We start from the raw sequence: 26324 nt of genomic DNA on the forward strand, positions 1-26324 counted from the left end.
TCAGCGCTTCTCGAACACCGCGATGCTTTCCACGTGCGCGGTGTGCGGGAACATGTCCATCGCACCGGCACTGACCAGGGTGAAGCCCTGTTCGTTGACCAGATAGCCGGCATCGCGCGCCAGCGAGCCCGGGTGGCAGCTGACGTAGACAATGCGCTTGAACTGCTTCAGCGGCAGCTGCTGCAGCACTTCGATCGCACCCGAGCGCGGCGGGTCCAGCAGCAGCTTGTCAAAGCCCTGGCGCATCCACGGGGTGCTGCGCTGGTCCTGGGTCAGGTCGGCGCTGAAGAACTGCGCGTTGGCCAGGCCGTTGCGCACGGCATTCTCACGGGCACGCGCGACCAGGCCGGCATCGCCCTCCACACCCACCACTTCGCGCACGCGGCGCGCCAGCGGCAGGGTGAAGTTGCCCAGGCCGCAGAACAGGTCAAGCACGCGTTCGTCCTCGCCCGGCTCAAGCAGGTCCAGGGCGTGGGCGATCATCTTTTCGTTGAGCTTGGCGTTGACCTGGATGAAGTCCAGCGGGCGGAACGCCAGTTCCACGTCCCAAGGCGCCAACCGGAACGACAGCGGCACGCCCTGCCCGTCCAGCGGCTGCACGGTGTCCACGCCGCCGGATTGCAGGTAGATCACGAAACCATGCTGCTGGCCAAAGGCGGCCCAGGCGGCGCGGTCGGCATCGCTGAGCGGCTGCAGGTGGCGTACGGTCAGCACCACCGCCTGGTCACCGGCGATGAATTCGATCTGCGGGATGTCGCGCTTGCCATCGAGTGACTCGATGAAGGTGGACAGCGCCTCGACCTTGGTACCGATCTCGGGGATCACGGTCAGGCACTGGCTGAGGTCGGCGACGAAACGCGGGTCCTGTTCACGGAAACCGACCAGGGTCTTGTCCTTCTTCTCGACCCGGCGCACCGAGAAGCGGCCCTTGCGGCGATAACCCCAGCTCTCGCCGACCAGCGGCGCCAGCACCTTGCCCGGCTTCACATGGCCGATCCGCTCCAGGTTGTCCATCAGCACGCGCTGCTTGGCGACGATCTGCTGGTCTTCGTCCAAGTGCTGCAGCACGCAGCCGGCGCAGGTACCGAAGTGCGGGCACTTCGGGGTCACGCGCTGCGGCGAGGCCTGCAGTACTTCCACCGTGCGTGCCTCGTCGAAATGGCGGCTGCGGGCGGTCTGTTCGGCCATGACCACCTCGCCCGGCAGGGCGCCGCTGACGAAGGTGACCTTGCCGCCCTCGCCTTCACGGCGGGCGACGCCGCGACCATCATGGCTGAGGTCGAGGATCTCGGTCTGGAACGGGGTACGGTCGATGCGGGAGCGGGATCGGGCCACGTGGCAACAGGCTGCGGGCAAAAATGGGGGCACATTGTCGCAGATCCTGACTGGCAGGGTCCGGACCCGCTTGCGCCCGCCGCCGCCGTGCTTGATGATTGCAGCAGCTGACATGGAGGCAGCCCTGATGCAGATGACCCCGCGGGCCAGCCGGCCCCGCTTCCTGCTTGTCGAGGACGACATCATCAGCCGCGGTTTTTTCAAAGCGGCGTTGGAAACGTTACCGGCGGACGTGGACACCGCAGATTCATTGGCCAGCGCGCTGGCCAGCGCCGAGCCCGGCGCGCATGACCTGTGGCTGATCGACGTCAACCTGCCGGACGGCAATGGCGCGCAGCTGCTGCGTGAACTGCGCCGTTCACACCCCGATACCCCGGCATTGGCGCATACCGCCGATGGCGACACCTCCATCCATGCCCGCCTGCGCGAAGCTGGCTTCAGCGACACGCTGGTCAAGCCGCTGGGCCGCGACCAGTTGCTGAAGGCCGTGCGCCGGGCACTGGTGAACAGCCCGGCGGGGATCTCCGTTGCCCCGGCTCTGGCAGCGGTCGAGCTGCAGGTACAGGACTGGGACGAGACCGCGGCACTGGCCGCGCTCAATGGCCAGCGCAACCACTTGATCGCGCTGCGCGAGCTGTTCCTGGCCGAGTTGCCGGGCGTACGCGACGCGGTCGAGCAGGCCGTGGACCAGCACGACGAGCGCCAGCTGCGCAGCCAGCTGCACCGGTTGCAGGCGAGCTGTGGGTTTGTCGGCGCGGCACGGCTGGGACGGGCGGTGCGGCAGCTGCATCATGCGCCCGAGTCCGGGCAGGCCCAGGCGGGGTTCCGCGACGCGGTGGCGGCCCTGCTGCATTGAGGGTTTTTCGGCAGGGCTGCGCCCTGCACCCGCAGAGGCTTCAGGCCAAGGCAACAGCAAAAGCAAAAGCTGGCATTCCGTGGGGTGGCGGGGCGGTATCGGAGTGCGGGGACGCCGTAAACCCGTCCATGGGGGCTTGGCAGCCGCATCCATGCGGCTGACACCCCGCCCTCCGACACCGCCCCACCCCTGACAATTTCCCGGTGTCTGGTAGATCCACGCCACGCGTGGATGAATCTCTGTCAGATATCGAAATCAATCTGGGGTCGGATCCGTTTTCCTGTGGAGAACGGATCCGACCCCATGCCATTCCCACAGCTCGCAAGAATCTGTCGAAGGCGGGATGGGTCCGGTTGAGGGGGCGTGAGCCGCATGGATGCGGCGACCGAGCTTACATGGACGTACTTGCAGCGTCCCCCTCAACCGGACCCATCCCGCCATCCCACGGAATGCATGCTGTTGCTGTTGCTGTTGCTGTTGCTGTTGCTGTTGCTGTTGCTGTTGCTGTTGCTGTTGCTGTTGCTGTTGCTGTTGCTGTTGCTGTTGCTGTCGCTTTGGCCTCGGCAGGTGCAGGGCTGCAAGCCCTGCCGAACACCCCCTACCTGCGGGGCGCGAGCTGCTCGAGCATTTCCCAGGACTTCAGGCCGCGTGGCCCGAGGTGATGGGCCAGCACCCGCCGCATCGGCAGGCGCAGGCTGGCCAGGTCGGCGGCAGCGGGCTCTTCGTCGGCCGCCAACGCCAGCAGCGCCGAGCCAGTGGCCGCCGCCCGGCGTTCCCCACCGCGTTCGCTCAGAAGGCGCTGCGCGCCTTCCTGTGGGTCCAGCTCGTAGCGCGCGGCCGGGTCGATCGGCTGGCCGTCGCTGGCACTGTCCAGTTCGAAACCCAGGCCCAGCGCGGTCAGCAGCTCGCGCTCGAAACGACGCAGCGTCCAGGCCAGGCCGGCACCGACCGCCAGCCGTGCGCGCGCTTCGCCATAGGCCAGATACAACTCAGGCAACGGATCCTGGCGAGGTGCCAGGCGCAGGGTCAGTTCACTCAGATAGAAGCCGGCCAGCATCGCCTGGCCGACCAGGCGCGGGGCCGCGTCCAGCGCTTCAGCCCCGCGCAACTGGGCCAGTTCACCGCGCTGCTGGGCGCTGAAGCGGATCCACTGCAATGGCTGCAGGGCAGCGCGCAGCACCTGGCCCTTGGCGGTTGACACACCACGCGCGAGCAGGCCGACGCGGCCATGCTGCGCGCTCAACACCTCGACCAGCAGGCTGGTCTCGCGGTAGGCCCGCGCATGCAGCACGAAGCCGGTGTCGTCCTCGATCATCATCGAAACGACCGCAACGGCTTACTCGTAACCGAAGGCCTTCAGCGCGGCCTCGTCATCGGACCAGCCTTCACGCACGCGCACCCAGGTCTCAAGGAATACCTTGGCCCCGAACAGACGCTCCATCTGCAGGCGGGACTTGGCGCCGATCTCCTTGAGGCGGGCACCGCCCTTGCCGATCACGATGGCCTTCTGGCCTTCGCGCTCGACCCAGATCACCGCGCCGATGCGCAACAGGTTGCCGTCCTCGGTGAAGCGCTCGATCTCAACGGTGGTGGCGTACGGCAGCTCTTCGCCGAGCTGGCGCATCAGCTGCTCGCGTACCAGCTCGCCGGCCAGGAAACGCTGGCTGCGGTCGGTGATCTCGTCCTCGCCGAACATCGGCGGCGCTTCCGGAAGCAGCTTCAGCACGTCGCGCACCAACGCTTCCAGGCCATTGCGCTTCTGCGCCGAGATCGGATGCACGGCAGCGAAATCACGGCCTTCGGTCACCTGCTGCAGGAACGGCAGCAGCGCGCCCTTTTCCTTCAGGCGATCTATCTTGTTGACCACCAGCACCACCGGAATGCCGGCATCGCGCAGCACATTGAAGGCCAGGCTGTCTTCTTCATCCCAGCGACCGGCCTCGATCACCAGCAGGCCGGCATCGACGCCCTCCAGCGAGCCGCGCGCGGCACGGTTCATCACCCGGTTCATCGCCCGCTTCTGCACCTTGTGCAGGCCGGGGGTATCAACCAGCACCAGCTGGCCTTCCGGGTAGGTGGCGATGCCCAGCAGGCGATGGCGCGTGGTCTGCGGACGGTTGGAAACGATGCTGACCTTCGCACCGACCAGGGCATTGGTCAGGGTCGACTTGCCCACGTTCGGGCGGCCGATGACGGCCACGCTGCCGCAATGATGAGGAGTTTGTTCGCTCACTTGGAATCCAGTTGTTCTAGGACGGCCGCAGCCGCCTGTTGTTCGGCAAGCCGCCGCGAGGCGCCTTCGCCCTCGGTGCTGGCGGCCGGGTCGGCTACGTTGCAGCGTACCCGGAAGTGCTTGGCATGGTCGTCACCGGATTCTGACACCAGTTCATACTGCGGCAACGCCTTCTGTCGGGCCTGCAGCCATTCCTGCAGGCGGGTCTTGGGGTCCTTCTCGGGGCGGCCGGAGGCCGGCAGCGCCTCGATCGAAGCGCTGAACCAGGGCAGTACCACCGCCCGGCAGGCCTCGAAGCCGGCATCCAGGTAGATCGCAGCCACCACGGCTTCCACTGCGTCGGCCAGGATCGAGTCGCGGCGATGACCGCCGGACTTCATTTCGCCCGGGCCCAGGGTCAGCCGCTCGCCCAACTGCAGGGTGCGCGCGATCACCGCCAACGCACCTTCGCGCACCAGCTCGGCACGGGCACGGGTCATCGCCCCTTCGTCAGCCTTGGGCCAGCGTCGGTACAACGCCTCGGCCGCCATCATGTTGACGATGCTGTCGCCGAGGAACTCCAGGCGCTCGTTGTGCGGCGCACCGGCACTGCGATGCGTCAGCGCCTGCTTGAGCAGGGCCGGGTCGCTGAAGGCATGACCGATCAGGTCGCCACGTTGGATGAATTTACTGGGCACCGCTTCGTGTCAGGTCCTGGGAAGAATCGAATTTGCCAACCACATCGAGGTTGCCGATCAGCTGGCGACGCACTTCGTAGTTGACCTTGAGGGTCCAGCCATTGTCGCGACGGTCGAACTTCACGTTGGCCGGCTTCACATTGTCCGAGTAGTTGATGTACAGGCGCTTGAAGAACAGGTCCTGGATCCGCGACGGCTCCATGCTGCCCACGCCCGGCTCGTTGGCCAGGCTCTTCATCGCCGAGCGCACGGCGTAGTACTCCTGGTACATCGGGAACAGCTTCATGCCGATGTAGAGGAAGAAACCGACCACGATCAGGACCGTCAGGAACGAGGTCAGGGTCATGCCGCGCTGCGTGTTCATCGTCTTCATTGCGTTCTCCCCAGATACGCGTTGGATGTGAAGGTACTCAGTTGATGCCCGATCAGTTGATGCTCGAGCCGATCCGCGACGGCTCGAAGCCATCCTTGCAGAACCAGCCCTGGCAGTTCAGCCAGATCAGGAAGGCCTTGCCGCGCAGGTTCTCCTCCGGCAGCAGGCCCCAGAAACGGCCGTCGTCGCTGTTGTCGCGGTTGTCGCCCATCACCAGGTACTTGCCGGCCGGCACCGTCCACTGGCCCTGGCCGCGCGGGTAGTCGGTCTCCAGCACGGTGTGGGTGCGGCCCGGCAGGTGCTCGACCAGCAGGTTGGCGCCTTCGCCCTGACCCTTGTGGCCGGCGTAGATGCCCTTGTTGTCGTACTTCAGCGGCTCGCCATTGAGGATCACGCCGTCGCCTTCGAAGACCACGGTGTCACCCGGCACGCCGATCACGCGCTTGATGAAGTTCTCGCCCTTGGCCGGGTCGTTGTCGCTGTGGCCGGGGAAGTGGAATACCACCACGTCGCCACGCGAGGGCTCGCCGAACGGCACGATCCTGGTGTTGCTGATCGGCAGGCGCAGGCCGTAGGAGAATTTGTTGACCAGGATGAAATCGCCGATCAGCAGGTTCGGCATCATCGAGCTGGACGGGATCTTGTACGGTTCGGCAATGAAGCTGCGCACGATCAGCACAATCGCCAGCACCGGGAAGAACGCACGCGAGTAATCCACCAGCACCGGCTCGGAATCGAGCAGGCCAGCGCGCTGGGCGCGACGCTTGGCGAGGTACAGCTTGTCCGCAAGCAGGATCAGGCCCGAGGCCAGGGTCAGCACGACCAGGAGGATCTCAAACAGTTTCATTCAGGGTCCTTTGCAACGTCACCGGACGACCGGCCCCGCAGGGCCGGTGCGGGATTACTTGTTGTCCATCTGCAGCACGGCCAGGAACGCTTCCTGCGGGATCTCCACGCGGCCGACCTGCTTCATGCGCTTCTTGCCTTCCTTCTGCTTTTCCAGAAGCTTCTTCTTGCGCGAAACGTCGCCACCATAGCACTTGGCCAGCACGTTCTTGCGCATGGCCTTGACCGTGGTACGGGCGATGATCTGCGAGCCGACCGCAGCCTGGATGGCGACGTCGAACATCTGGCGCGGAATCAGGTCCTTCATCTTCTCGCACAGCTCACGGCCACGACGGTCGGCATGGCTGCGGTGCACGATCAGCGACAGTGCGTCGACCTTGTCGCCGTTGATCAGCACGTCCACGCGCACGAACGGGCCGGCGTCGAAGCGGACGAAGTGGTAGTCCAGCGAGGCGTAGCCACGGCTGACCGACTTCAGCTTGTCGAAGAAGTCCAGCACCACCTCGGCCATCGGCAGCTCATAGCTGATCTGCACCTGGCTGCCCAGGTAGTTGATGCCGATCTGGCTGCCCCGCTTTTCTTCGCACAGCTTGATGATGTTGCCGATGTACTCCTCGGGAGTGAGCACGTTGGCACGGATGATCGGCTCGCGGATCTCCTCGACCTGGTTCACCGGCGGCAGCTTGGCCGGGTTGTCCATGTTGATGATCGAGCCATCGGTCTTCAGGACTTCATACACCACCGTCGGCGCGGTGCTGATCAGGTCCAGGTTGTACTCGCGCTCCAGGCGTTCCTGCACGATTTCCATGTGCAGCATGCCCAGGAAGCCGCAGCGGAAGCCGAAGCCCATCGCCTCGGAGCTTTCCGGCTCGAAACGCAGCGCGGCATCGTTCAGGCGCAGCTTGTCCAGCGCTTCGCGCAGGTCCGGGTAATCTTCGGCATCGACCGGGAACAGACCGGCGAACACGCGCGGCTGCATTTCCTGGAAGCCCGGCAGCGGCTTCGGTGCCGGGTCGCCGGCCAGGGTCAGGGTGTCGCCGACCGGCGCACCGTGCACGTCCTTGATGCTGGCGGTGACCCAGCCCACTTCACCGGCACGCAGCGCAGGCAGCACTTTCCGCTTCGGCGTGAACACGCCGACGTTGTCGACCTGGTGGTTGCGGCCGGTGGACATCACCTGCAGCTTGTCACCGGCCTTGATCTCGCCCTGCATCACGCGTACCAGCGAGACCACGCCCAGGTAGTTATCGAACCAGGAGTCGATGATCAGCGCCTGCAGCTTCTCGGTGTCGCGCGGTGTCGGCGGCGGGATGCGATGCACGATCGCTTCCAGCACGTCCTGCACGTTCAGGCCGGTCTTGGCACTGACCGGCACGGCGTCGGAGGCGTCGATGCCGATCACGGCCTCGATCTCGGCCTTGGCGCGCTCGATGTCGGCGGTCGGCAGGTCGATCTTGTTGATCACCGGCACCACTTCCAGGCCCTGCTCCACCGCCGTGTAGCAGTTGGCCACGGACTGCGCTTCCACGCCCTGGGCCGCATCGACCACCAGCAGCGCGCCTTCGCAGGCGGCCAGCGAGCGGCTGACTTCATAGGAGAAGTCGACGTGGCCGGGGGTGTCGATGAAGTTCAGATGGTAGGTCTGCCCGTCCTTGGCCAGGTACGGCAACGACACCGACTGCGCCTTGATCGTGATGCCGCGCTCGCGCTCGATCGGGTTGGAGTCGAGCACCTGCGCTTCCATCTCGCGGGCCTGCAGGCCACCACAGAGCTGGATGATGCGGTCGGCCAGCGTGGACTTGCCGTGGTCGACATGGGCGATGATGGAGAAGTTGCGGATGTTCCGCATCGAATCAGAAGACATAGGTGGCGGCGGCGCGCGGCGTCGTCAGGGTAACGGTCGATTATCGCATGCCCGGCGCCCCACCGCGAAAGCGGACTGCTCGGGCCCCGCCCGGAAAGGCCGAAGCCCCGCCAGAGCGGGGCTTCAGGGGAGAAACAGGGGCCGCCGAAGCGGCCCCGGCAGGCCTCACTGGCCGGCCTTGACCGCCACGAAGGCGCTGTTGCCGTTGCCGGTGCGCACCAGCAGCATCACCACGTCGTCCTTCTTGTAGCTGGACAGCGCCCGGTTCAGGCTCTCCACGCTGCCGACCGGGGTGCGGCCGACCTGCAGGATCACCATGCCCGGAGACAGGCCGGCATCACGCGCCGCCTGGCCCTTGACTCCGGTGATGCGCACGCCTTCGTTGCCATCCAGGCCGAACTGCTTGCGCTGCGGTGCGGTCAGGTCGCTCACGTCCAGGCCCAGCAGGGCATTGGCGCCGGCCTGCGGTGCCGCATCGGGCCTGGCGGCAGACGCCGCACGGGCATTGCCCTGACCGTCTTCGCTCAGCGCCGTGAGCGTGGCGCTGAGGTCGCGCGGCTTGCCGTCGCGGATCACCCCCAGCGTGACCCGGCTGCCCGGTGCCATCGCACCGATCAGCGGCGGCAGGTCGGACCAGCTGTTGACCGGGCTGCCGTTGACCGAACGCACTACGTCGCCGATCTGCACACCGGCCTTCTCTGCGGCACTGCCGGCGACGATCTGGTTGACCAGCGCGCCACGGCTGTCGGGCAGGCCCAAGCCCTGCGCCTTCAGCGCATCGATCGGCTCGACCACCGCACCCAGCTGGCCACGGGTGACCTTGCCACTCTTCTTGATCTGCTCGACCGCGCTCATCGCCAGGTCGATCGGGATCGCGAAGCTGATGCCCATGTAGCCGCCGGAGGCGGAGAAGATCTGCGAGTTGATGCCGACCACTTCGCCGCGGGTGTTCAACAACGGACCGCCGGAGTTGCCCTGGTTGATCGCCACGTCGGTCTGGATGAACGGCACGTAGCGCTGGTCGGCGCCACCCGTGCTACGTCCCAGTGCACTGACGATACCGGCGGTGACCGAATGGTCGAGACCGAACGGCGAGCCGATCGCGACAACCCACTGGCCGGGCTTCAGCGTATTGGAATCACCCACGCGCACGGTCGGCAGGTTCTTGCCATCGATCTTCAGCAGCGCCACGTCGTACTGCTGGTCGCTGCCCACCACCTTGGCGTTGAACTCACGGCTGTCGCCCAGCTTGACCTTCACGTCGCTGGCATCGGCCACCACGTGGTAGTTGGTCAGCACATAGCCATCGGGCGAAATGATGAAGCCCGAGCCCATGCCGCGGCCCTTGATGCTGGGGCCACCGTCCGGGCCGCCCGGGCCCTGCCCCGGCATCGGGAAGTCCGGGCCGAAGAAGCGACGGAAGAATTCCGGCATGTCGTCGTCACCGCCCATCGGGCCCCGCGAAGCCTGGCGGTTGGTGCGGACGATGGTGGTGTCGACGTTGACCACACCCGGCCCGACCTGTTCAACAAGGTTGGTGAAATCGGGCAGGCCGGTAACCAGCGGCTGTGCCAGTGCCCTTGGCGCGGTGGCTGGAGCAGCCTGGGTCTGGGCGGCCGGAGCCGGTGCCTGCGCGCAGGCCACCAGCGGCAGGGTCAGGGCCAACAGGCCCATGGCCTGCGTGCGGAGTCGGGGAGTCATCGGACGGCAACCTCCGGATCGGATGGAAAGAGGAATACGGGCCCCGCTGACGGCGGGGCGTGAAAGCGCCCGGCTCAGTCGCGCGGGCGCGGCGGCACCGGCAGGTCGTCCTGCAGGCGCGGCTCGAACGGGTAGAACGCGGCGCCACCGGTATGGGCCGGGAAGCTGGCATTGAGCGCGCCGCCGGCGGCAGGCGCCAGGCTGGAACGCGGCCACGGCCGCGCCTGCAGCCCACCGACCTCGCCAAACGGCATGTTGCGGCTGCCATTGGCCGGTATGGTCGGGGTCAGCGGCGCCTGCGCAGCAGCCACCGCGCGTTGCGGCACGTCCTCACGCTGGGCGGCACGCGCGGCCTGCTGGCTGCGGGTGGCACTGGCGCGGCGGGTATCCTGGCGGCGACCGGCAGTGGCCATCGCCAGGGCGGGAGCCGCCGCCACAGCCATCGCGGCCGTGTCTGCAGAGGCTTCGGTAACCGGGGCAGGATCGGTCGGCACGGTCGGCAGCTCCGCCTGGCTGGCGATCACCTGAGGTGCCAACGGCTCGCCCGGGGTGGCTTCCTTCAGCTTCTCACCGCCCATGAACAGCGCCACCGCTGCCACTGAAGCGGCCAGTGCGGCACCACCGCCCCAGGCCCGCCAGCCACTGCGACGCACCTGACGGCGCGGCTCGGCCTGCGGCGCAGGCTCGGCGGCGATGGCAGCAGCCACGGCGGAACTGAACCCGGCCGGGGCCAGTGCCGACGCCTGCCCACGCATCACGTCGCCCAGCAGCTGCCAGCGCTCCTGGCAGCCGGCCAGTTCGGGGTCATGCTCCATCCGCCGCAGCAGGAAGCGCGCTTCATCGGCGCCCAGCTCGCCATCGACCAGGGCCGACAGCTGCTCGCGATGGCGCTGGTCCAGGCGCTGCCCGGCGGGCGATTGATGGTTCTGCGATTCGTTGAACGGATTACTGGTCATACGCGGCTCTTCTCACGGGTGGCGCTGCCGATGTCCAACAGCGGCCGGAGTTCGGTGTCGATCGCCTCGCGCGCCCGGAAGATCCGTGAACGCACAGTGCCGATCGGGCACCCCATTTTCTGCGCGATTTCCTCGTAGCTCAGGCCTTCCACCTCGCGCAGGGTGATCGCCGACCGGAGCTCTTCCGGCAGCGCGTTGACGGCTTTCATCACCGTCTGTTCCAGCTCCTGGCGCATCAACTCGCGTTCGGGCGTGTCGGTGTCGCGCAGGCGCGTACCACTGTCGAACTGTTCGGCATCGCCGATGTCGATGTCATCGGTCGGTGGCCGTCGATTGTGTGAAGCCAGGTAGTTTTTGGCGGTATTCACGGCGATTCGATGCAACCAGGTTGAGAACTGGGCGTCGCCACGGAAACTTCCGATCGCGCGATAGGCGCGGATGAAAGTGTCCTGGGCGACGTCCTGACATTCGCTCCAGTCGGCGATGTAGCGGCCGACAAGGGCCACCACGCGATGCTGGTACTTGCGCACCAGGACATCGAACGCGGCGCTCTCGCCGTGCTGCACGCGCCGGACCAGTTCCAGATCCAGCTCCTGTGGTGTATCAACCTCGGCCATGAGGGGCCGCACTCCTGTCAGCCCAACCGACGTCGGGCAATGAGACTGCCAATCCCGGGAAAAGTTCAGTCGCCGATCACCCGGCGCCGCACCAGCTTTTAACCACCGTTCCGTTAGCGTTCCGGTCCACGGCCATGGATCCGGGGTCGCCACTCCCCTGCTATTGGGATTTGACGCGGGGGAAACAACCTCTGGATCATAGCCGCTTCTCCATACACAACCGGATGGAACGTCCATGCTCTCAGGCTTCGATGGTCTCCGCTTCAGCCACTGGCACCCCGAGATCCGCGACGACGGCGTGGTGGTCCTCTCCCTGGATCGCCAGGACAGCAGCGTCAATGCCATGTCGCAGGATGTGCTGCTGGAGCTGGGTGACCTGCTTGAGCGCATTGCACTGGACCCGCCCAAGGGCGTGGTGATCCAGTCGCTGAAGAAAGCCGGCTTCATTGCCGGGGCGGACCTGAAGGAGTTCCAGGAGTTCGACCGTCGCGGCACCGTCAACGACGCCATCCGCCGCGGCCAGGCTACTTACCAGAAGCTGGCCGAGCTGCCCTGCCCCACCGTGGCGGCCATCCACGGCCATTGCCTGGGCGGCGGCACCGAGCTGGCGCTGGCCTGCCGCTATCGCGTGGCCTCCAATGACAGCAGCACCCGCATCGGCCTGCCGGAAACCCAGCTGGGCATCTTCCCGGGCTGGGGCGGCAGCGCGCGCCTGCCGCAGCTGGTCGGCGCGCCAGCGGCAATGGACATGATGCTGACCGGCCGTACGCTGTCGGCCTCGGCCGCGCGTGGCATCGGGCTGGTCGACAAGGTGGTGGCACCGGCCGTGGTGCTCGACACCGCCGTGGCGCTGGCGCTGTCCGGCACCACGCGCCCGTTCAAGCAGCGCGCAACGGCCTGGGCCACCAACACCTGGCTGGCACGCACGCTGCTGGCACCGCAGATGGTCAAGCAGGTCGCACGCAAGGCCAAGAAGGACCAGTATCCGGCGCCCTACGCGCTGATCAGCACCTGGCAGCGCAGTGGCGGCAAGCCGATCCAGGCGCGTCTGGACGCCGAGCGCCGCGCGATGGTGAAGCTGGCCAGCACCCCGACCGCGCGCAACCTGATCCGCATTTTCTTCCTCACCGAACGCCTGAAGGGCCTCGGTGGTGGTGATTCCGGCATCCGCCACGTGCACGTGGTCGGCGCCGGCGTGATGGGCGGTGACATCGCCGCCTGGGCCGCCTACAAGGGCTTTGAAGTGACTCTCCAGGACCGCGAGCAGCGCTTCATCGACCCCGCCATGGAGCGCGCGCAGGCGCTGTTCGCCAAGAAGGTGCGCGACGAGAGCAAGCGCCCCGCCGTGGCCGCGCGCCTGCGTGCCGACCTGGAAGGCAACGGCGTGGCCGAGGCCGACCTGGTGATCGAAGCGATCATCGAGAACCCGGAAGCCAAGCGTGCGCTGTACCAGACGCTGGAACCGAAGATGAAGCTGGACGCGCTGCTGACCACCAACACCTCGTCAATTCCGCTGGTGGAACTGCGCGACCACATCCAGCGCCCGGCGCAGTTCGCTGGCCTGCACTACTTCAACCCGGTGGCGCAGATGCCACTGGTGGAGATCATTCACCACGACGGCATGGCGCCGGAGACCGAGCGCCGCCTGGCCGCGTTCTGCAAGGCGCTGGGCAAGTTCCCGGTACCGGTGGCCGGCAGCCCGGGCTTCCTGGTCAACCGCGTGCTGTTCCCTTACATGCTGGAAGCCGCCACCGCGTATGCCGAAGGCATTCCGGGCCCGGTGATCGACAGGGCCGCGGTGAAGTTCGGCATGCCGATGGGCCCGATCGAACTGATCGACACCGTCGGCCTGGACGTGGCCGCCGGCGTCGGCCGCGAACTGGCGCCGTTCCTGGGCCTGCAGATTCCAGCGGCCTTGCAGACGGTGGAGCCGGACAAGCGCGGCAAGAAGGACGGCCAGGGCATCTACACCTGGGAAAACGGCAAGCCGAAGAAGCCGGACGTGGCCAGCGATTACCAGGCCCCGGCCGATCTTGAGGACCGCCTGATCCTGCCGCTGTTGAACGAGGCGGTGGCGTGCCTGCACGAAGGCGTTGTGGCCGATGCGGACCTGCTGGATGCCGGCGTGATCTTCGGTACCGGCTTTGCCCCGTTCCGCGGTGGTCCGATCCAGCACATCCGTGCGGTCGGTGCCGATGCGATCGTCGAGCGGTTGAAGGCGCTGCAGCAGCGCCACGGCGACCGCTTCGCCCCGCGTCCGGGCTGGGACAACCCCGCCCTGCGCGAACCGGTGGTGTGAGTTTATCGGCCGGGCCTGCGGCCCGGCACCCGCGTTTCAAACCAAAGCCAAAGCCAGAGCCGGAGCAACAGCCGGCTCTGGCTTTTCTGTTTGGTGGGCGGGGCGGTGTGGGCAGGCAGGACACGCCGTAAACCCATCCATGGGGGCTCGATGGCGCCATCCATGGCGCCAACGGTCCTGCCTGCCCACACCGCCCCACCCCTGACAGATTTCCGGTGACGGTGAGTGAACTGCGATGACTGGTAGGTGTCGACCTTGGTCGACACCAGGAGCGAAGCGACCGGCGTTTGATTTTGATTTTCTTTTTTCTTCTACGTGGCTGGACAGCACACGGAAACTGTCAGAGGTCGGGCGGGTGGGTTGCGCAGGACCGTTGGCGCCATGGATGGCGCCATCGAGCCCCCATGGATGGGTTTACGGCGTGTCCTGCGTAACCCACCCGCCCGGCCAAGCGCAGCTTTTGCTTTACACGACCAAGCAACCAGCCACGAGGGGCTGCGCCGTTGGCTGGAACAACCTGTTACCCATACGGGGCATGTGCCCGTCACACCTGCATGCGATGCTGGCGCTCTGATCCCTGCAGTGAGAACGCCCGCATGACCACCATCATCGCCCCGCGCGTGCACGACATCGGCGGACTCGAAGTCCGTCGCGCCGTCCCCACCCTGCAGGCGCGCAGCATCGGCTCGTTCGTGTTCGTCGACCAGATGGGCCCGGCGCTCATGCATCCCGGCACGGCCATCGACGTGCGCCCGCATCCGCATATCGGCCTGGCCACCGTCACCTATCTGTGGTCGGGCGCCATCGGCCATCGCGACACACTCGGTTCGGACCAGGTGATCCGCCCCGGAGACGTCAACTGGATGACCGCTGGCCGCGGCATCGCCCATTCCGAACGTACGCCGCAACCGGACCGCGATCACGACAACCCGATCCACGGGATGCAGACCTGGGTGGCGCTGCCGAAGTCACATGAAGAGATCGAGCCGGCGTTCTACCACCACGCCGCGGCCACCCTGCCCGAGCAGCGCCGCAACGGTGCCTGGCTGCGCGTCATCGCCGGCCGCGCCTATGGCGAGGAATCGCCGGTGAAGGTGTTCGCCGACACCCTCAACGTGGCAATCGATCTCGACCCGGATGCGGAAATCGATATCGACGACGGCCACCGCGAGCGCGCGCTGTACATCCTCGAAGGCGACGCACAGCTGGATGGCGTGGACATCCCTGCACAGCATCTGGTGATTCCCGAAGCCGGCGCACGTGGCCGCCTGCGCGCGAAGACGCCGGTGAAGGCGATGCTGTTCGGTGGCGAGCCGCTGGATGGCCCGCGTCACCTGTGGTGGAACTTCGTGTCCAGCTCGAAGGAACGCATCGAGCAGGCCAAGCACGATTGGGAGGCCGGCCGCTTCGGCACCATTCCGGGCGACGACAAGGAATTCATCCCGCTGCCGCAGTACTGAACATCGCGTGTTGCACACATCTGAAGGTGTATCCCTGCACCCGGCGTTGACGCTACAGTCACCCGCTGATCATTGAAATGTGACATAAATCACACTTTCGACCGTCAAAGGAGTGCAACACATGAGCATGGGTAAACGCTTGTCCGCCGAATTCCTCGGCACGTTCTGGCTGGTTCTGGGTGGCTGCGGCAGTGCGGTGCTGGCCGCCAAGTTCGGCGGTGACAGCAATCCGCTGGGTATCGGGTTCCTCGGCGTGGCGCTCGCCTTCGGCCTGACCGTGGTGACCGGCGCCTATGCGTTCGGCCATATCTCCGGCGCGCACTTCAATCCGGCGGTCAGCGTCGGCCTGTGGGCCGGTGGCCGCTTCCCGACCAAGAACCTGGTGCCGTACATCATCGCCCAGGTGGCTGGTGGCCTGTTGGCCGGCTTCATCCTGCTGCAGATCGCCTCGGGGGCCAGCGGCTTCGCCATCGACGGCAGCCAGGCCGGTGCGTTCGCCAGCAATGGCTATGGTGCGCTGTCGCCCGGCGGTTACAGCGTGGCGGCGGCCTTCCTGTGCGAAGTGGTGCTGACCGCCGTGTTCCTGATCGTGATCATGGGCGCCACCCACGGCAAGGCACCGGCTGGCTTCGCGCCGCTGGCGATCGGCCTGTCGCTGACCCTGATCCATCTGATCAGCATCCCGGTCACCAACACCTCGGTGAACCCGGCCCGCTCCACCGCCGTGGCCTTCTTCGCCGGCAGCGGGGCGGTCAGCCAGCTGTGGCTGTTCTGGGTCGCCCCGCTGCTGGGCGGTGCGATCGGCGGCATCATCTACAAGTGGCTCGGCAACGACCGCTGAGGCCTGTGCGGACCATTGCGGCCGACCTTCGGCCGCAATGGTTACGCTTGTAACCGCAATTTGTGCGATCGCTCACGTTCCGTTAAGGTTGAGTTGACCGTCCGTGCACATGCCGGCCGGCGGGGCATCCGGGGATGGGATGCCAAGGCCGCCGGTCCATCCGACGGAGCCACGACACACCACCTTGGGGGATGCATGAAGTTCGCGCCTGTAGTGTTGTCGAGCCTGCTGTTCGCTGCGGCCCAGGCCGCCGCGCAGGCTCCCACCGAATGTCCTTCATTGCCGGCCAACAGCGGCCTGCAGTGGCAACAGCAGGCACAGGCCGATTTCCTGGTCTGCCGTGCCAGCACCAGCGATGGCCGCGAGGTACTGAGCCTGATGCTCAGTGCACGCGATCCCAACCTTCCATTGAACCGCTCGCTGCGCCACGAAAAGGGCAGCTTCGGCGGTGAATCACTGTACTGGTACCAGCCCGATCTGGGAGGCCAGCAGCCGCCCGGTTATGCCGAGCGCCGCATCAGCGTGGTCAAGCTCGACAAAGGGCGTTACGCGCAGATTTCGCTGTATCCGGACAGCTCGCAGGAACTGGGTTCGCTGCAACAGCTGGCGCAGGGGATGAGCCTGACCCCGTCGGCCGTGGCTGCCGGGAACTGACGATGGCGGGGATGACTGCCTTGCAGCATCCCCGCAATGCGAGCCGACCTGACGGTAGTGCCGGCCGCTGGCCGGCACCTCGATCCGCCGTGACCGCAGGCAGTTGCCGGCCAGCGGCCGGCACCGCCTCAGAACTTGCCTTCCTGGAAATCGACGAAGGCCTGCATCAGTTCCTGCCGCGTGTTCATCACGAACGGGCCATGGCGCATCACCGGTTCTCGCAACGGACGACCAGCCACCAGGATCAGCCGCGCACCCTCGCTGCCGGCCGACAGATGCAGCTGCTCGCCACCGCCCAGCACCGCCAGTTCCTGGCGGGCGACGTCGCGCGCCGCGTCCTGCTCACCCACCGTCACCGCACCTTCGAACACATACGCGAAGGCGTTGTGCCCTTCCGGCAAGGCATAGGTCCAGGCGCGATCCGGGGCCAGCGTGATGTCCAGGTACAGCGGATCGGTGGCCGGCTGCACGATCGGGCCCTGCGTGCCATCCACGTTGCCGGCGATCACCTTCACTTCCACGCCGGCGTCCGGCTGCACCACGGGAATGCGCTCGGGCGCGAACTCCTGGTACTTCGGCTCGGTCATCTTCTCTTTCGCCGGCAGGTTCACCCACAGCTGGAAGCCGCGCATCTGACCGCTTTCCTGCTCGGGCATTTCCGAATGCACCAGGCCACGGCCTGCGGTCATCCACTGCACGCTGCCCGGGGTAAGCAGGCCCTCGTTGCCGTGGTTGTCGCGATGCCGCATGCGCCCGTCGAGCATGTAGGTGACGGTCTCGAAACCGCGATGCGGATGCTCCGGGAAGCCGGCGATGTAGTCCTCGGCACGGTCGGTGCCGAATTCATCGAGCAGCAGGAACGGGTCCAGGTCAGGCAGCGTCGGGCCGCCGATGACGCGGGTCAGGCGCACGCCGGCACCGTCGGAGGTGGGCATGCCACGGATGGTCCGCAGTACGCGGACCGGTTCGGGAAAGCTCATGGCGACTCCTGTTGGATGGATGCCACTGAAGATGGACGCCACATGGCCGCACGCCAATGGACGGCGCCGCAACCGATTGTTCCATCCCTGATGTTCGCTGCATGTCAGCACAACAAGCGTACGACCAAAGTACTACCGCCGATTCGTCCTGTGCCAATTGACCCTGCCGAGGGCACGCGGGACTCTTTGACTGTCTTTCCGGGAGAGAGCACCTCATGAAAGGGTTTTCCAAAATAGGCTGGGCGGTACTCGCCCTGCTCGGCGCCTTCTGTCTGGGCACCGTGGCCCTGCGCCGCGGCGAACACATCAATGCCCTGTGGATCGTCGTCGCCGCCGTTTCGCTGTACCTGGTGGCCTACCGCTTCTACAGCCTGTTCATCGCCAACAAGGTGATGCAGCTGGATCCGACCCGGGCCACCCCGGCGGTGATCAACAACGATGGCCTGGACTACGTGCCGACCAACAAGCACGTGCTGTTCGGTCACCATTTCGCAGCCATTGCCGGTGCCGGCCCGCTGGTGGGACCGGTGCTGGCCGCACAGATGGGCTACCTGCCCGGCCTGCTGTGGCTGGTGGTGGGCGTGGTGCTGGCCGGCGCGGTGCAGGACTTCATGGTCCTGTTCCTGTCCAGCCGCCGCAACGGCCGCTCCCTGGGCGATCTTGTGCGGGAAGAGATGGGCCAGGTGCCCGGCACCATCGCGCTGTTCGGTGCGTTCCTGATCATGATCATCATCCTGGCGGTGCTGGCGATGGTGGTGGTCAAGGCGCTGGCCGAAAGCCCGTGGGGCATGTTCACGGTGATCGCGACGATGCCCATCGCGATCCTGATGGGCGTGTACATGCGCTACATCCGCCCCGGCAGGATCGGCGAGATTTCGGTGGTCGGCCTGATCCTGCTGCTGGCCGCGATCTGGTACGGCGGCAAGGTCGCCGCCGATCCGGTCTGGGGCCCGGCCTTCACCTTCACCGGCACCCAGATCACCTGGATGCTGATCGGTTACGGCTTCGTCGCCTCGGTGCTGCCGGTGTGGCTGCTGCTGGCCCCCCGCGATTACCTGTCGACCTTCCTCAAGATCGGCACCATCATCGCACTGGCCGTCGGCATCCTGATTGTGATGCCGGAACTGAAGATGCCGGCGCTGACCCAGTTCGCTGCCAGTGGTGATGGCCCGGTATGGAAGGGCGGCATGTTCCCGTTCCTGTTCATCACCATCGCCTGCGGTGCGGTCTCCGGCTTCCACGCGTTGATTTCCTCCGGCACCACGCCGAAGCTGCTGGCCAATGAGGCGCACATGCGCTACATCGGCTACGGCGGCATGCTGATGGAATCGTTCGTGGCGGTGATGGCGCTGGTCGCAGCCTCGATCATCGATCCGGGCATCTACTTCGCGATGAACAGCCCGGCGGCGGTGATCGGCGCCGATGCTGCGTCGGCGGCGCACTACATCACCAACACCTGGGGCTTCACCATCACGCCCGAGCAGCTGACCGCGACCGCAGCGGCCATTGGTGAACCGACCATCCTGCATCGCGCAGGTGGCGCACCGACACTGGCGGTGGGCATCGCGCAGATCCTGCACGAAGCGATTCCCAGTGGCAGCGACGCGATGATGGCGTTCTGGTACCACTTCGCGATCCTGTTCGAAGCGTTGTTCATCCTCACGGCAGTCGACGCTGGCACCCGTGCCGGTCGCTTCATGCTGCAGGACCTGCTGGGCAATTTCGTGCCGGCCCTGAAGAAGACCGAATCGTGGACCGCCAACATCATCGGTACCGCCGGTTGCGTGGCGCTGTGGGGCTACCTGCTCTACACCGGCGTGGTCGATCCGTTCGGTGGCATCCAGACGCTGTGGCCGCTGTTCGGCATCTCCAACCAGATGCTGGCGGGTATCGCACTGATGCTGGGCACGGTGGTGCTGTTCAAGATGAAGCGTGACCCCTATGCGTGGGTGACGGCCGTGCCGGCCATCTGGCTGCTGATCTGCACCACCTACGCCGGCTTCATCAAGATCTTCGACAGCAATCCGGCGCAGGGCTTCCTGGCCCAGGCACACAAGTTCCAGGCCGCCCTCGCCAGCGACACCATCACGGCACCGGCCAAATCGGTGGCGCAGATGAAGCAGATCGTGGTCAACGCCTACGTCAACACCGGCCTGACCGCGCTGTTCCTGCTGGTGGTGGGCGCAGTGCTGGTGTATTCGATCAAGACCATCCTGGCAGCCCGCCGCAATCCGCAGCGCAGCGACCGCGAGACCCCGTACGTGGCGCTGAAGCCACATGAAATGGTGGATCTGTGATGAGCACGCAACTGGTTCCCGCCGGCCAGTACCAGGCACACCGCCGTATCTGGCGGCGCCTGGTGCAGACCGCACGACTGTGCTGTGGCATTCCTGATTACGACAACTACGTCCGGCACATGCTGGAAAAGCATCCGGACCAGGAGCCGATGGATTACAAGACGTTCTTCCGCGAGCGCCAGGAAGCGCGCTACGGCGGACGCAACGGTGGTCGCTGCTGTTGAGGTTCCAGGGTGGGTGCCGGGCTTGCAGCCCGGCGCCCGCAGAGGCCGGAGCAACGGCAACAGCTGAGGCGTCGGCTCTGGGTTTCTGTGTGCTTGGCGAGGTGGTGTCGGATGGCGGGGACGCCGTAAACCCATCCCTGGGGGCTTGGCCGCGGCATCCATGCCGCGGACACCCCGCCATCCGACACCACCCCACCTTCGACAGATTTCCGGTGACGGCGAGATGCATCAGGGGTCAGATCCGTTTCCTCCGGGAAACGGATCTGACCCCTTCCATGTTCATGGAGGCCCATGAAATGCATCCACGCATGGCGTGGATCTACGCAGGCATGACGCCGGGGCGGCCCGGACTCAACCGTTGGCCATCCACTTCAGGATCAGGCCAGTGACATAGGCCAGCCCGGTGCCGGTGGCGTAGCCCACCGTGCCCAGCAGCACGCCCACCGGAGCCAGCGTCGGATGGAACGCCGCAGCCACCACGGGGGCCGAAGCGGCTGCGCCGATGTTGCCCTGCGAACCGATCGCGAAGAAGAACAGCGGCGCGCGCAGCAGCTTGGCCACCACCCACAGCACCAGCACATGCGTGGCCATCCAGATCGCGCCGAGCAGGAACAGCCACGGCCGATCCAGCAGCGACAGCAGGTTCATCTGCATGCCGATGCAGGCGATCAGGAAGTACAGGAACACTGTGCCCAGCCGCGAAGCGCCCGCGGCTTCCAGCCGGCGCGCACGGGTGAAGCTCAGGCCCAGGCCCATCGCGGTGGACAGCAGGATCACCCACACGAACTGGCTGTCCAGGCTGAACTGGCTGGCCCAGCTGACATTGGCCTTGAACCAGCCCGCCAGCGGCGCGGCGATGGCATGGGCCAGGCCAACGCCGCCCAGTGCCACGCCGACGATCACCATCAGGTCGGTCATGCTGGGAATGCGCGCGTTCTGCGCCTCGTAGGCACTGATGCGCGCCTTCATCTCGTCGATGGCACGGGTATCGGCACCGTTGCGGGTATCGATCTGCTGCGCGCGGTTGGCCAGGAACAGCAGGATGGCCATCCACAGGCTGGCGCAGGCCACGTCGACCACCGCGAACTGGCCGAAGGTGGTGGCATCGGTGCCGAACACTTCACGCATGGCCACCATGTTGGCGCCGCCGCCGATCCAGCTGCCGGCCAGCGCCGCCATGCCGGCCCAGGTATCACCGGCCACGGTTTCGGGGTGGATCAGCTTCATCAGCTGGAACGAGACGATGGCGCCGAGCATGATGCCGGCGGTACCGGCGCAGAACACGATCAGCAGTTTCGGGCCGAGCTTGGCAATACCCTTGAGGTCGATCGACAGGGTCAGCAGGACCAGCGCGGCCGGCAGCAGCACGTCACGCGCGACCGGGTTGTACAGCGAGGTGTTGTGGCCGTCGATGACACCGGCGGTGTTGTAGATGGCGGGGACGAAGTAGCACAGCAGCAGCGCCGGCACCCAGGCGAAGATCTTCTTCAACAACGGGGTCGGGCCACTGGCAGCCCAGAAGATCAGGGCCAGGGTGGCGGCAATCAGGCCCAGGCCAACGATGTCGTTGCTGATCAGGGCAGTAGCGGGTTCGGTCGGCATGGGATCCTCTGTCGATCGAAAGAGCGGGAAAAAAAAGCGCCGCATGAAGCGGCGCACCCCGAGATTAACATTGTCTTCACGCCGGGTCATGCTGCAGTGCCGGCTGCCCTTTCCCGGAGCCACTCCCATGCAGCTCGGCGCCTTCTCCGTCAGCCTCTCGGTCAGGGACCTGGCGGCCTCCCGCAGCTTCTACGAAGCACTGGGCTTCTCGGTGACCGGTGGCGAGCCGGCGCAGAACTGGCTGGTGATGCGCAACAACGGCGTCATCATCGGCCTGTTCCAGGGCATGTTCGAGGGCAACCTGCTCACCTTCAACCCGGGCTGGGACCAGCACAAGCAGGAACTGCCCCACTTCCAGGATGTACGTGAACTGCAGGCGGAACTGGATGCGAAGGGCATTGAACTGGCGGTGCGTACCGACCCTCATGGGCGGGGCACCGGCTACCTGCAGTTGGCCGATCCCGACGGCAATGTGATCCTGATCGACCAGCATGTGGCGCGGCCGAACGGCTGGTAATGCGAACGGACATTGCGTGGGCAGGCGTCGACCTTGGTCGACGGGCAGCATGCCAACCAAGGTTGGCATCTACCAGGACGGCCGGTTCAGGCCGGACGTGAAGCGCTGAAATCGAGCGTGGCGCGCGTGCCACGCGGCTCGCAGGGCTGCAGCTGCAGGGTCCAGCCAAGGTGCTCGCAGAGCCTGGCGATCAGGTCCAGGCCGATGCCGCCGCCACGGTCGGCGCGCTCGCCACGGGCCATCCGCGCGTGGATCGCCGCAATCTCCTCCGGGCTCATGCCATGTCCCGGATCCTGCAGGGTCAGCACCGCCGACGAGCTCAGGCGCAATTCAATGTGGCCACGCCCGCTGTTCTCGATGGCATTGCGCAGCAGGTTGCCGATCGCGGCCTGCACGACGGCCAGCGGCGCGACAATATCCACCGGGGCCGCCTGGATGCCGATGCTCAGGTCCTTGTCACCGAGCAGGTGGCGATGGTCGTCGACGATTTCCGGCAGCAGCTGGTCCAGGGCGATGCGCTCGGCGCGCGCGGCCAGGCGCGCCGGGTCACGGGCCAGCACCAGCAGCAGTTCGATCAGCTGCTCCACGCTCTGCGCGGTGCGCAGCACGCGTTGCATCTGCTGGCGCGCGCGCTCGGGCAGGCCCGGCTGTTCCAGTGCCAGCTCTGCGGCACCGGTCATCACCGCAATCGGCGTACGCAGCTCGTGGCTGGCGGTGCTGATGAACACCCGCTCGCGTTCGACAAACTGCTCGTTGCGGTCCAGATAGTCGTTCAGTGCATCGGCAATGGTATGCAGCTCGGAGCTGCCGCGCGGGTCGACCTCGATGCGCTGGCCCTGGACGCCCGGCCGCAGCGCGGCGATGTGCTGCGCCAGCAGGCTCAACGGGCGCACCATGCGTTCCATGCCGAACGACGCCATCAGCACGGTGACGAAGATCATGATCACCCCGGCCAGCATCACCCAGCGCGTGGCGAACTGTTCCAGGTCATGGAAGTCGGAAATGTCCAGCGCCAGCGCCACCCGCCCCATCGAGCCGGTGTCACGCACCATCACCGCAGTCTGCCGCCCATTGATCGGCACCCCGTCATGCAGCCCCGGGTGCAGCAGGCGCACGCTTTCCGGCATGTTGCCTTCATCGAAGCGGAACAGGCTGAGCGTGTCCGAGTCCTGCCAGCGATAGTGCGGCTCGTGCTCGGTGTGCTCGACGATGCTGTCCAGTTCGGAATTGAGCAGCGCGCGCCAGGCAGCGTGCTCCGCATGTTCATGCACGTAGTTGCCGACGCTGAACACCGCGATCGACAGCAGCGCCAGATAGCCCAGCAACCACCACACCACGCGCCGGTACAACGGCCCCGGCTTACTCGCCTTCATCATCATCCTTGCCGGCATCGCTGGGCGTGGTCACGGCCAAGCGGTAACCCACCCGCGGCAGGGTATGGATCAGTTTCTCGGCGAACGGTCCGTCCACACTGCGGCGCAGCTCGTAGACATGCGAACGCAGCAGGTCGCCATCCGGCGGTTCGTCGCCCCACAGAGCGAATTCCAGCTGCTGGCGGGTCACCGCGCCGGGGCTGGCGCGCATGAGCACTTCCAGCAGCTTGCGGCAGGCCGGGTACAGGTGCAGCACCTGGGTGCCGCGCTGGGCTTCCAGGGTGGCCAGATCCAGCACCAGATCGCCCACCTGCAGGCGCTTGCGCGGGTTGCGGCCCTGCGCACGCAGCAGCAGCGCTTCCAGCCGCACCTCCAGCTCCGGGAGTGCGAACGGCTTGGTCAGGTAGTCGTCGGCACCGGCGCGGAAGCCGGCAATCTTGTCCGGCAGCTCGTCACGCGCGGTCAGCATGATCACCGGCACTTCCGATGCATGCTCGGCGCGCAGCCGGCGCAGCACCTCCGGGCCCTCCATGCGCGGCAGCATCCAGTCCAGGATGACGGCGTCATACGGATGGCTCCCGGCCAGGTGCAGTCCGGTGATGCCATCCGGCGCCACGTCGAGCACGTGCCCGCGCGACTCGAAATAGTCGAACAGGTTGGCCACCAGCTGGCGGTTGTCCTCGATCACCAACAGACGCATGCACGAAACACCCACGGAAGTTCGTACCATGGTAGCGCCGCACATGTCGGAATGCGGTCGCCCCGGCGCCGCTCTGACGCTTTTCCCACCCCCGCCACCTCAGAATGGCCGTTTTGCTCCCGGAGCCTGCCGTGCCCGTAGCCCTGCCCCGCCGTTGGCGCCTGCCCCTGTTGTGGCTGCTGATCATTGCTGCGCTGGCAGCGGGGATCGGCCTTCGGCAGCCGCAGCCGCCGGACGAGCCGCGCTTCGTGCTGGCGGCCCGGACCATGGTCGAGAGCGGGCAATGGCTGCTGCCGCACCGTGGCGTGGAACTGTATGCGGAGAAGCCACCCGTCTTCATGTGGCTGCAGGCCGCCGCCTACGAGATCGTCGGCAGCTGGCAGTGGTCCTTCCTGCTGCCGTCGTTGCTGGGCGCCCTGCTCAGCCTGTGGCTGGTGTCGGACCTGGCGCGGCGGCTGTGGTCGCCACGACATTCCATCTACGCCCTCGCTGCGCTGTTCTGCACCCTGCAGTTCGGGCTGATGGCCAAGCGCGCGCAGATCGACATGGTGCTGGTGGGCATGACCACCGTGGCCCTCTGGGGCCTGATGCGTCATCTGTGTGAACGCCGCAACCTGCCTGCCCTGTGGCTGGCCGGCTTCGCCGCAGGCGTCGGCACGGTGACCAAGGGCGTGGGTTTCCTGCCGCTGCTGATGGTGCTGCCCTGGTTCGGCTGGTGGCTGTACCAGCGCCGCCGCGGACGCACGGTGGAGGGTCCGCATCCGGCAACCCTGCTGTGGCTGATCCCGGCCTTCCTGCTGGGTGTCGGGGTGTGGCTGGCGCCGCTGGGCTGGGCCCTGCTGCACACGCCCAGTGCCGAACTGCAGGCTTATGCGCACGAGCTGCTGTTCAAGCAGACCGGCACCCGTTATGCCAATGCGTGGCACCACCGGCAGCCCGCCTGGTATTACCTGCAGGTGATCCTTACCCTGTGGCTGCCGGGCAGCCTGCTGCTGCCGATGCTGTTCAAGCCCTGGTGGCGCCGTATCCGCCGTGGCGACCGCCGCCAGTGGCTGCTGCTGGGCTGGGCCGTGCTGGTGCTGGTGTTCTTCAGCGCCAGCCCGGGCAAGCGCGAGGTGTACCTGCTGCCGATGTTGCCGGCGATGGCGCTGGCCGTAGCCCCGCTGCTGCCCGGCCTGCTGCGCCGCCTGTGCGTTCGCCGCTACCTGTTCGGCTACAGCGTGGTGCTGATGCTGGCCACTGGCACGCTGGGCGTGATGCTGCTGACCGAACACGCTTGGGCGGTGGCCCAGCTGGAACGCCGCGCCATGCCCGATACCCTGCTGCCGGTGCTGGGCGATGGCCTGCTGACCTTCGCCATCGCGCTGGCCACGCTGATCGTGTGGCTGCGGGTGCGCCGCGCGGCGACGCTGGTGCTGCTGACCCACGGCATGCTGTGGATGCTCTACGGCCTGGTACTGATCCCGGCGCTGGATCCCTATGCATCGGCGTCAGCGCTGATGCGCCGGGTCGGCGCGCGGATCGGACCGGATGCCGAACTGGCGCTGGTGGCCTGGCGCGAGCAGAACCTGCTGCAGGCCGACCGCCCGGTACGCGAATTCGGCTTCAAGCGGCCCTGGGCAGAGCAATGGCATGACGCCGGCCCTTGGCTCGCTGAGGCGCCGGACAAGCGCTGGCTGCTGGTGCTGGACGATGCGATGAGCCCCTGCGTGGATCCGGCCAAAGTGATCGACATCGGTGTTGCCAACAGGAATCGTTGGCAACTGCTTCCCGGTACCGCATGGAACCCGGAGTGCCACGCCGAGCGGGCAGGATCGACCGCCGAAGAAGACTGAACGTTGACACGTGCCGGACGAACATTAACCCGGCACGAACGAGCATCCGACCCTTCTCCGACATCCAGGTGACGAGCATGACTG

The 26324-nt window shown here is 66.4% G+C and carries 23 protein-coding genes; 9 read left to right on the top strand and 14 right to left on the bottom strand.

Annotation, left to right across the window (positions count from 1 at the left end; genetic code table 11):
- On the bottom strand, positions 1-1335 hold the full coding sequence (gene rlmD, locus AC5P9N_RS19395; protein ID WP_005414201.1) for a 23S rRNA (uracil(1939)-C(5))-methyltransferase RlmD: 1335 nt from the start codon (positions 1333-1335) through the stop codon (positions 1-3).
- A 127-nt stretch (positions 1336-1462) separates the two neighbouring features.
- Between rlmD and AC5P9N_RS19400 the strand changes: the two genes are divergently transcribed.
- Positions 1463-2191, top strand: a complete 729-nt coding sequence (locus AC5P9N_RS19400) for a response regulator (RefSeq protein ID WP_099484537.1) — start codon at positions 1463-1465, stop codon at positions 2189-2191.
- Between the two features lie 598 nt (positions 2192-2789).
- Here the strand turns inward: AC5P9N_RS19400 and recO are convergent.
- From recO to rpoE, 9 genes are all read right to left on the bottom strand, one after another.
- Positions 2790-3509 carry a DNA repair protein RecO gene (recO, locus tag AC5P9N_RS19405; protein ID WP_005410598.1) on the bottom strand — a complete coding sequence of 240 codons (720 nt, stop codon included), beginning with the start codon at positions 3507-3509 and terminating at the stop codon, positions 2790-2792.
- Between the two features lie 18 nt (positions 3510-3527).
- Entirely contained in the window at positions 3528-4424 is an 897-nt protein-coding gene (era, locus tag AC5P9N_RS19410) for a GTPase Era (RefSeq protein WP_005410599.1), read from the bottom strand.
- A complete protein-coding gene (gene rnc, locus AC5P9N_RS19415) occupies positions 4421-5101 on the bottom strand; it encodes a ribonuclease III (RefSeq protein ID WP_005410600.1) in 681 nt (226 codons plus the stop codon). The genes era and rnc overlap by 4 nt, the downstream gene beginning before the upstream one ends.
- On the bottom strand, positions 5091-5474 hold the full coding sequence (locus tag AC5P9N_RS19420) for a DUF4845 domain-containing protein (protein ID WP_005410601.1): 384 nt from the start codon (positions 5472-5474) through the stop codon (positions 5091-5093). The genes rnc and AC5P9N_RS19420 overlap by 11 nt, the downstream gene beginning before the upstream one ends.
- A 52-nt stretch (positions 5475-5526) precedes the next feature.
- Complete coding sequence (gene lepB, locus AC5P9N_RS19425) at positions 5527-6321, bottom strand: signal peptidase I (RefSeq protein ID WP_005410602.1); 795 nt, start codon at positions 6319-6321, stop codon at positions 5527-5529.
- Positions 6322-6375: 54 nt separating this feature from the next.
- Positions 6376-8169, bottom strand: a complete 1794-nt coding sequence (gene lepA, locus AC5P9N_RS19430) for a translation elongation factor 4 (RefSeq protein WP_005410603.1) — start codon at positions 8167-8169, stop codon at positions 6376-6378.
- Between the two features lie 180 nt (positions 8170-8349).
- A complete protein-coding gene (locus AC5P9N_RS19435) occupies positions 8350-9885 on the bottom strand; it encodes a DegQ family serine endoprotease (RefSeq protein ID WP_099484532.1) in 1536 nt (511 codons plus the stop codon).
- Positions 9886-9959: 74 nt separating this feature from the next.
- Positions 9960-10841, bottom strand: a complete 882-nt coding sequence (locus AC5P9N_RS19440) for a sigma-E factor negative regulatory protein (RefSeq protein ID WP_049402273.1) — start codon at positions 10839-10841, stop codon at positions 9960-9962.
- Positions 10838-11458, bottom strand: a complete 621-nt coding sequence (gene rpoE / locus AC5P9N_RS19445) for an RNA polymerase sigma factor RpoE (protein WP_005414197.1) — start codon at positions 11456-11458, stop codon at positions 10838-10840. The genes AC5P9N_RS19440 and rpoE overlap by 4 nt, the downstream gene beginning before the upstream one ends.
- Positions 11459-11693: 235 nt before the next feature.
- Between rpoE and AC5P9N_RS19450 the strand changes: the two genes are divergently transcribed.
- From AC5P9N_RS19450 to AC5P9N_RS19465, 4 genes are all read left to right on the top strand, one after another.
- Entirely contained in the window at positions 11694-13757 is a 2064-nt protein-coding gene (locus tag AC5P9N_RS19450; protein ID WP_208180503.1) for a 3-hydroxyacyl-CoA dehydrogenase NAD-binding domain-containing protein, read from the top strand.
- Positions 13758-14353: 596 nt separating this feature from the next.
- Positions 14354-15217: a pirin family protein gene (locus AC5P9N_RS19455; protein ID WP_005410608.1), complete on the top strand. Its 864-nt coding sequence runs from the start codon at positions 14354-14356 to the stop codon at positions 15215-15217.
- A 121-nt stretch (positions 15218-15338) separates the two neighbouring features.
- Positions 15339-16058 (top strand): aquaporin Z, encoded by a 720-nt coding sequence (gene aqpZ, locus AC5P9N_RS19460; RefSeq protein ID WP_099484533.1) that lies wholly within the window; start codon positions 15339-15341, stop codon positions 16056-16058.
- A gap of 195 nt (positions 16059-16253) precedes the next feature.
- A complete protein-coding gene (locus tag AC5P9N_RS19465; protein WP_099484534.1) occupies positions 16254-16712 on the top strand; it encodes a hypothetical protein in 459 nt (152 codons plus the stop codon).
- A gap of 128 nt (positions 16713-16840) precedes the next feature.
- Here AC5P9N_RS19465 and AC5P9N_RS19470 read toward each other — a convergent pair whose 3' ends face one another.
- On the bottom strand, positions 16841-17692 hold the full coding sequence (locus AC5P9N_RS19470) for a pirin family protein (RefSeq protein ID WP_005410611.1): 852 nt from the start codon (positions 17690-17692) through the stop codon (positions 16841-16843).
- Positions 17693-17907: 215 nt separating this feature from the next.
- Here AC5P9N_RS19470 and AC5P9N_RS19475 point away from each other — a divergent pair, with 215 nt between their 5' ends.
- Positions 17908-19989 (top strand): carbon starvation CstA family protein, encoded by a 2082-nt coding sequence (locus tag AC5P9N_RS19475; RefSeq protein ID WP_099484535.1) that lies wholly within the window; start codon positions 17908-17910, stop codon positions 19987-19989.
- On the top strand, positions 19989-20213 hold the full coding sequence (locus AC5P9N_RS19480) for a YbdD/YjiX family protein (protein ID WP_005410613.1): 225 nt from the start codon (positions 19989-19991) through the stop codon (positions 20211-20213). Before AC5P9N_RS19475 ends, AC5P9N_RS19480 begins: the two co-directional genes overlap by 1 nt.
- A 351-nt stretch (positions 20214-20564) precedes the next feature.
- On the opposite strand, the gene AC5P9N_RS19485 is transcribed toward AC5P9N_RS19480, so the two are convergent.
- Positions 20565-21815 carry a DUF819 family protein gene (locus AC5P9N_RS19485; protein WP_005410614.1) on the bottom strand — a complete coding sequence of 417 codons (1251 nt, stop codon included), beginning with the start codon at positions 21813-21815 and terminating at the stop codon, positions 20565-20567.
- Positions 21816-21942: 127 nt separating this feature from the next.
- On the opposite strand from AC5P9N_RS19485, the gene AC5P9N_RS19490 reads away from it, so the two are divergent.
- Entirely contained in the window at positions 21943-22332 is a 390-nt protein-coding gene (locus AC5P9N_RS19490) for a VOC family protein (protein ID WP_049460128.1), read from the top strand.
- A gap of 86 nt (positions 22333-22418) precedes the next feature.
- Here the strand turns inward: AC5P9N_RS19490 and AC5P9N_RS19495 are convergent, their stop codons facing one another.
- Together AC5P9N_RS19495 and AC5P9N_RS19500 are read right to left on the bottom strand one after the other, a co-directional pair.
- Entirely contained in the window at positions 22419-23705 is a 1287-nt protein-coding gene (locus AC5P9N_RS19495; protein ID WP_049460127.1) for a sensor histidine kinase, read from the bottom strand.
- On the bottom strand, positions 23692-24405 hold the full coding sequence (locus AC5P9N_RS19500) for a response regulator transcription factor (protein WP_005410617.1): 714 nt from the start codon (positions 24403-24405) through the stop codon (positions 23692-23694). The genes AC5P9N_RS19495 and AC5P9N_RS19500 overlap by 14 nt, the downstream gene beginning before the upstream one ends.
- Before the next feature lie 131 nt (positions 24406-24536).
- On the opposite strand from AC5P9N_RS19500, the gene AC5P9N_RS19505 reads away from it, so the two are divergent.
- Positions 24537-26240, top strand: a complete 1704-nt coding sequence (locus tag AC5P9N_RS19505; RefSeq protein ID WP_164212749.1) for an ArnT family glycosyltransferase — start codon at positions 24537-24539, stop codon at positions 26238-26240.
- The last annotated feature ends 84 nt before the right edge of the window (positions 26241-26324 follow it).

The organism is Stenotrophomonas sp. YJH_SMC_6 (genome assembly GCF_059371335.1).

Coding starts and splice junctions, on each gene's coding strand:
- AC5P9N_RS19440 (WP_049402273.1), bottom strand. CDS start 10,841: ATGACCAGTAATCCGTTCAACGAATCGCAGAACCATCAATCGCCCGCC.
- AC5P9N_RS19495 (WP_049460127.1), bottom strand. CDS start 23,705: ATGAAGGCGAGTAAGCCGGGGCCGTTGTACCGGCGCGTGGTGTGGTGG.
- AC5P9N_RS19455 (WP_005410608.1), top strand. CDS start 14,354: ATGACCACCATCATCGCCCCGCGCGTGCACGACATCGGCGGACTCGAA.
- AC5P9N_RS19420 (WP_005410601.1), bottom strand. CDS start 5,474: ATGAAGACGATGAACACGCAGCGCGGCATGACCCTGACCTCGTTCCTG.
- AC5P9N_RS19485 (WP_005410614.1), bottom strand. CDS start 21,815: ATGCCGACCGAACCCGCTACTGCCCTGATCAGCAACGACATCGTTGGC.
- AC5P9N_RS19500 (WP_005410617.1), bottom strand. CDS start 24,405: ATGCGTCTGTTGGTGATCGAGGACAACCGCCAGCTGGTGGCCAACCTG.
- lepB (WP_005410602.1), bottom strand. CDS start 6,321: ATGAAACTGTTTGAGATCCTCCTGGTCGTGCTGACCCTGGCCTCGGGC.
- AC5P9N_RS19470 (WP_005410611.1), bottom strand. CDS start 17,692: ATGAGCTTTCCCGAACCGGTCCGCGTACTGCGGACCATCCGTGGCATG.
- recO (WP_005410598.1), bottom strand. CDS start 3,509: ATGATGATCGAGGACGACACCGGCTTCGTGCTGCATGCGCGGGCCTAC.
- AC5P9N_RS19435 (WP_099484532.1), bottom strand. CDS start 9,885: ATGACTCCCCGACTCCGCACGCAGGCCATGGGCCTGTTGGCCCTGACC.
- AC5P9N_RS19490 (WP_049460128.1), top strand. CDS start 21,943: ATGCAGCTCGGCGCCTTCTCCGTCAGCCTCTCGGTCAGGGACCTGGCG.
- AC5P9N_RS19475 (WP_099484535.1), top strand. CDS start 17,908: ATGAAAGGGTTTTCCAAAATAGGCTGGGCGGTACTCGCCCTGCTCGGC.
- AC5P9N_RS19480 (WP_005410613.1), top strand. CDS start 19,989: ATGAGCACGCAACTGGTTCCCGCCGGCCAGTACCAGGCACACCGCCGT.
- rpoE (WP_005414197.1), bottom strand. CDS start 11,458: ATGGCCGAGGTTGATACACCACAGGAGCTGGATCTGGAACTGGTCCGG.
- AC5P9N_RS19465 (WP_099484534.1), top strand. CDS start 16,254: ATGAAGTTCGCGCCTGTAGTGTTGTCGAGCCTGCTGTTCGCTGCGGCC.
- aqpZ (WP_099484533.1), top strand. CDS start 15,339: ATGAGCATGGGTAAACGCTTGTCCGCCGAATTCCTCGGCACGTTCTGG.
- lepA (WP_005410603.1), bottom strand. CDS start 8,169: ATGCGGAACATCCGCAACTTCTCCATCATCGCCCATGTCGACCACGGC.
- AC5P9N_RS19400 (WP_099484537.1), top strand. CDS start 1,463: ATGCAGATGACCCCGCGGGCCAGCCGGCCCCGCTTCCTGCTTGTCGAG.
- AC5P9N_RS19450 (WP_208180503.1), top strand. CDS start 11,694: ATGCTCTCAGGCTTCGATGGTCTCCGCTTCAGCCACTGGCACCCCGAG.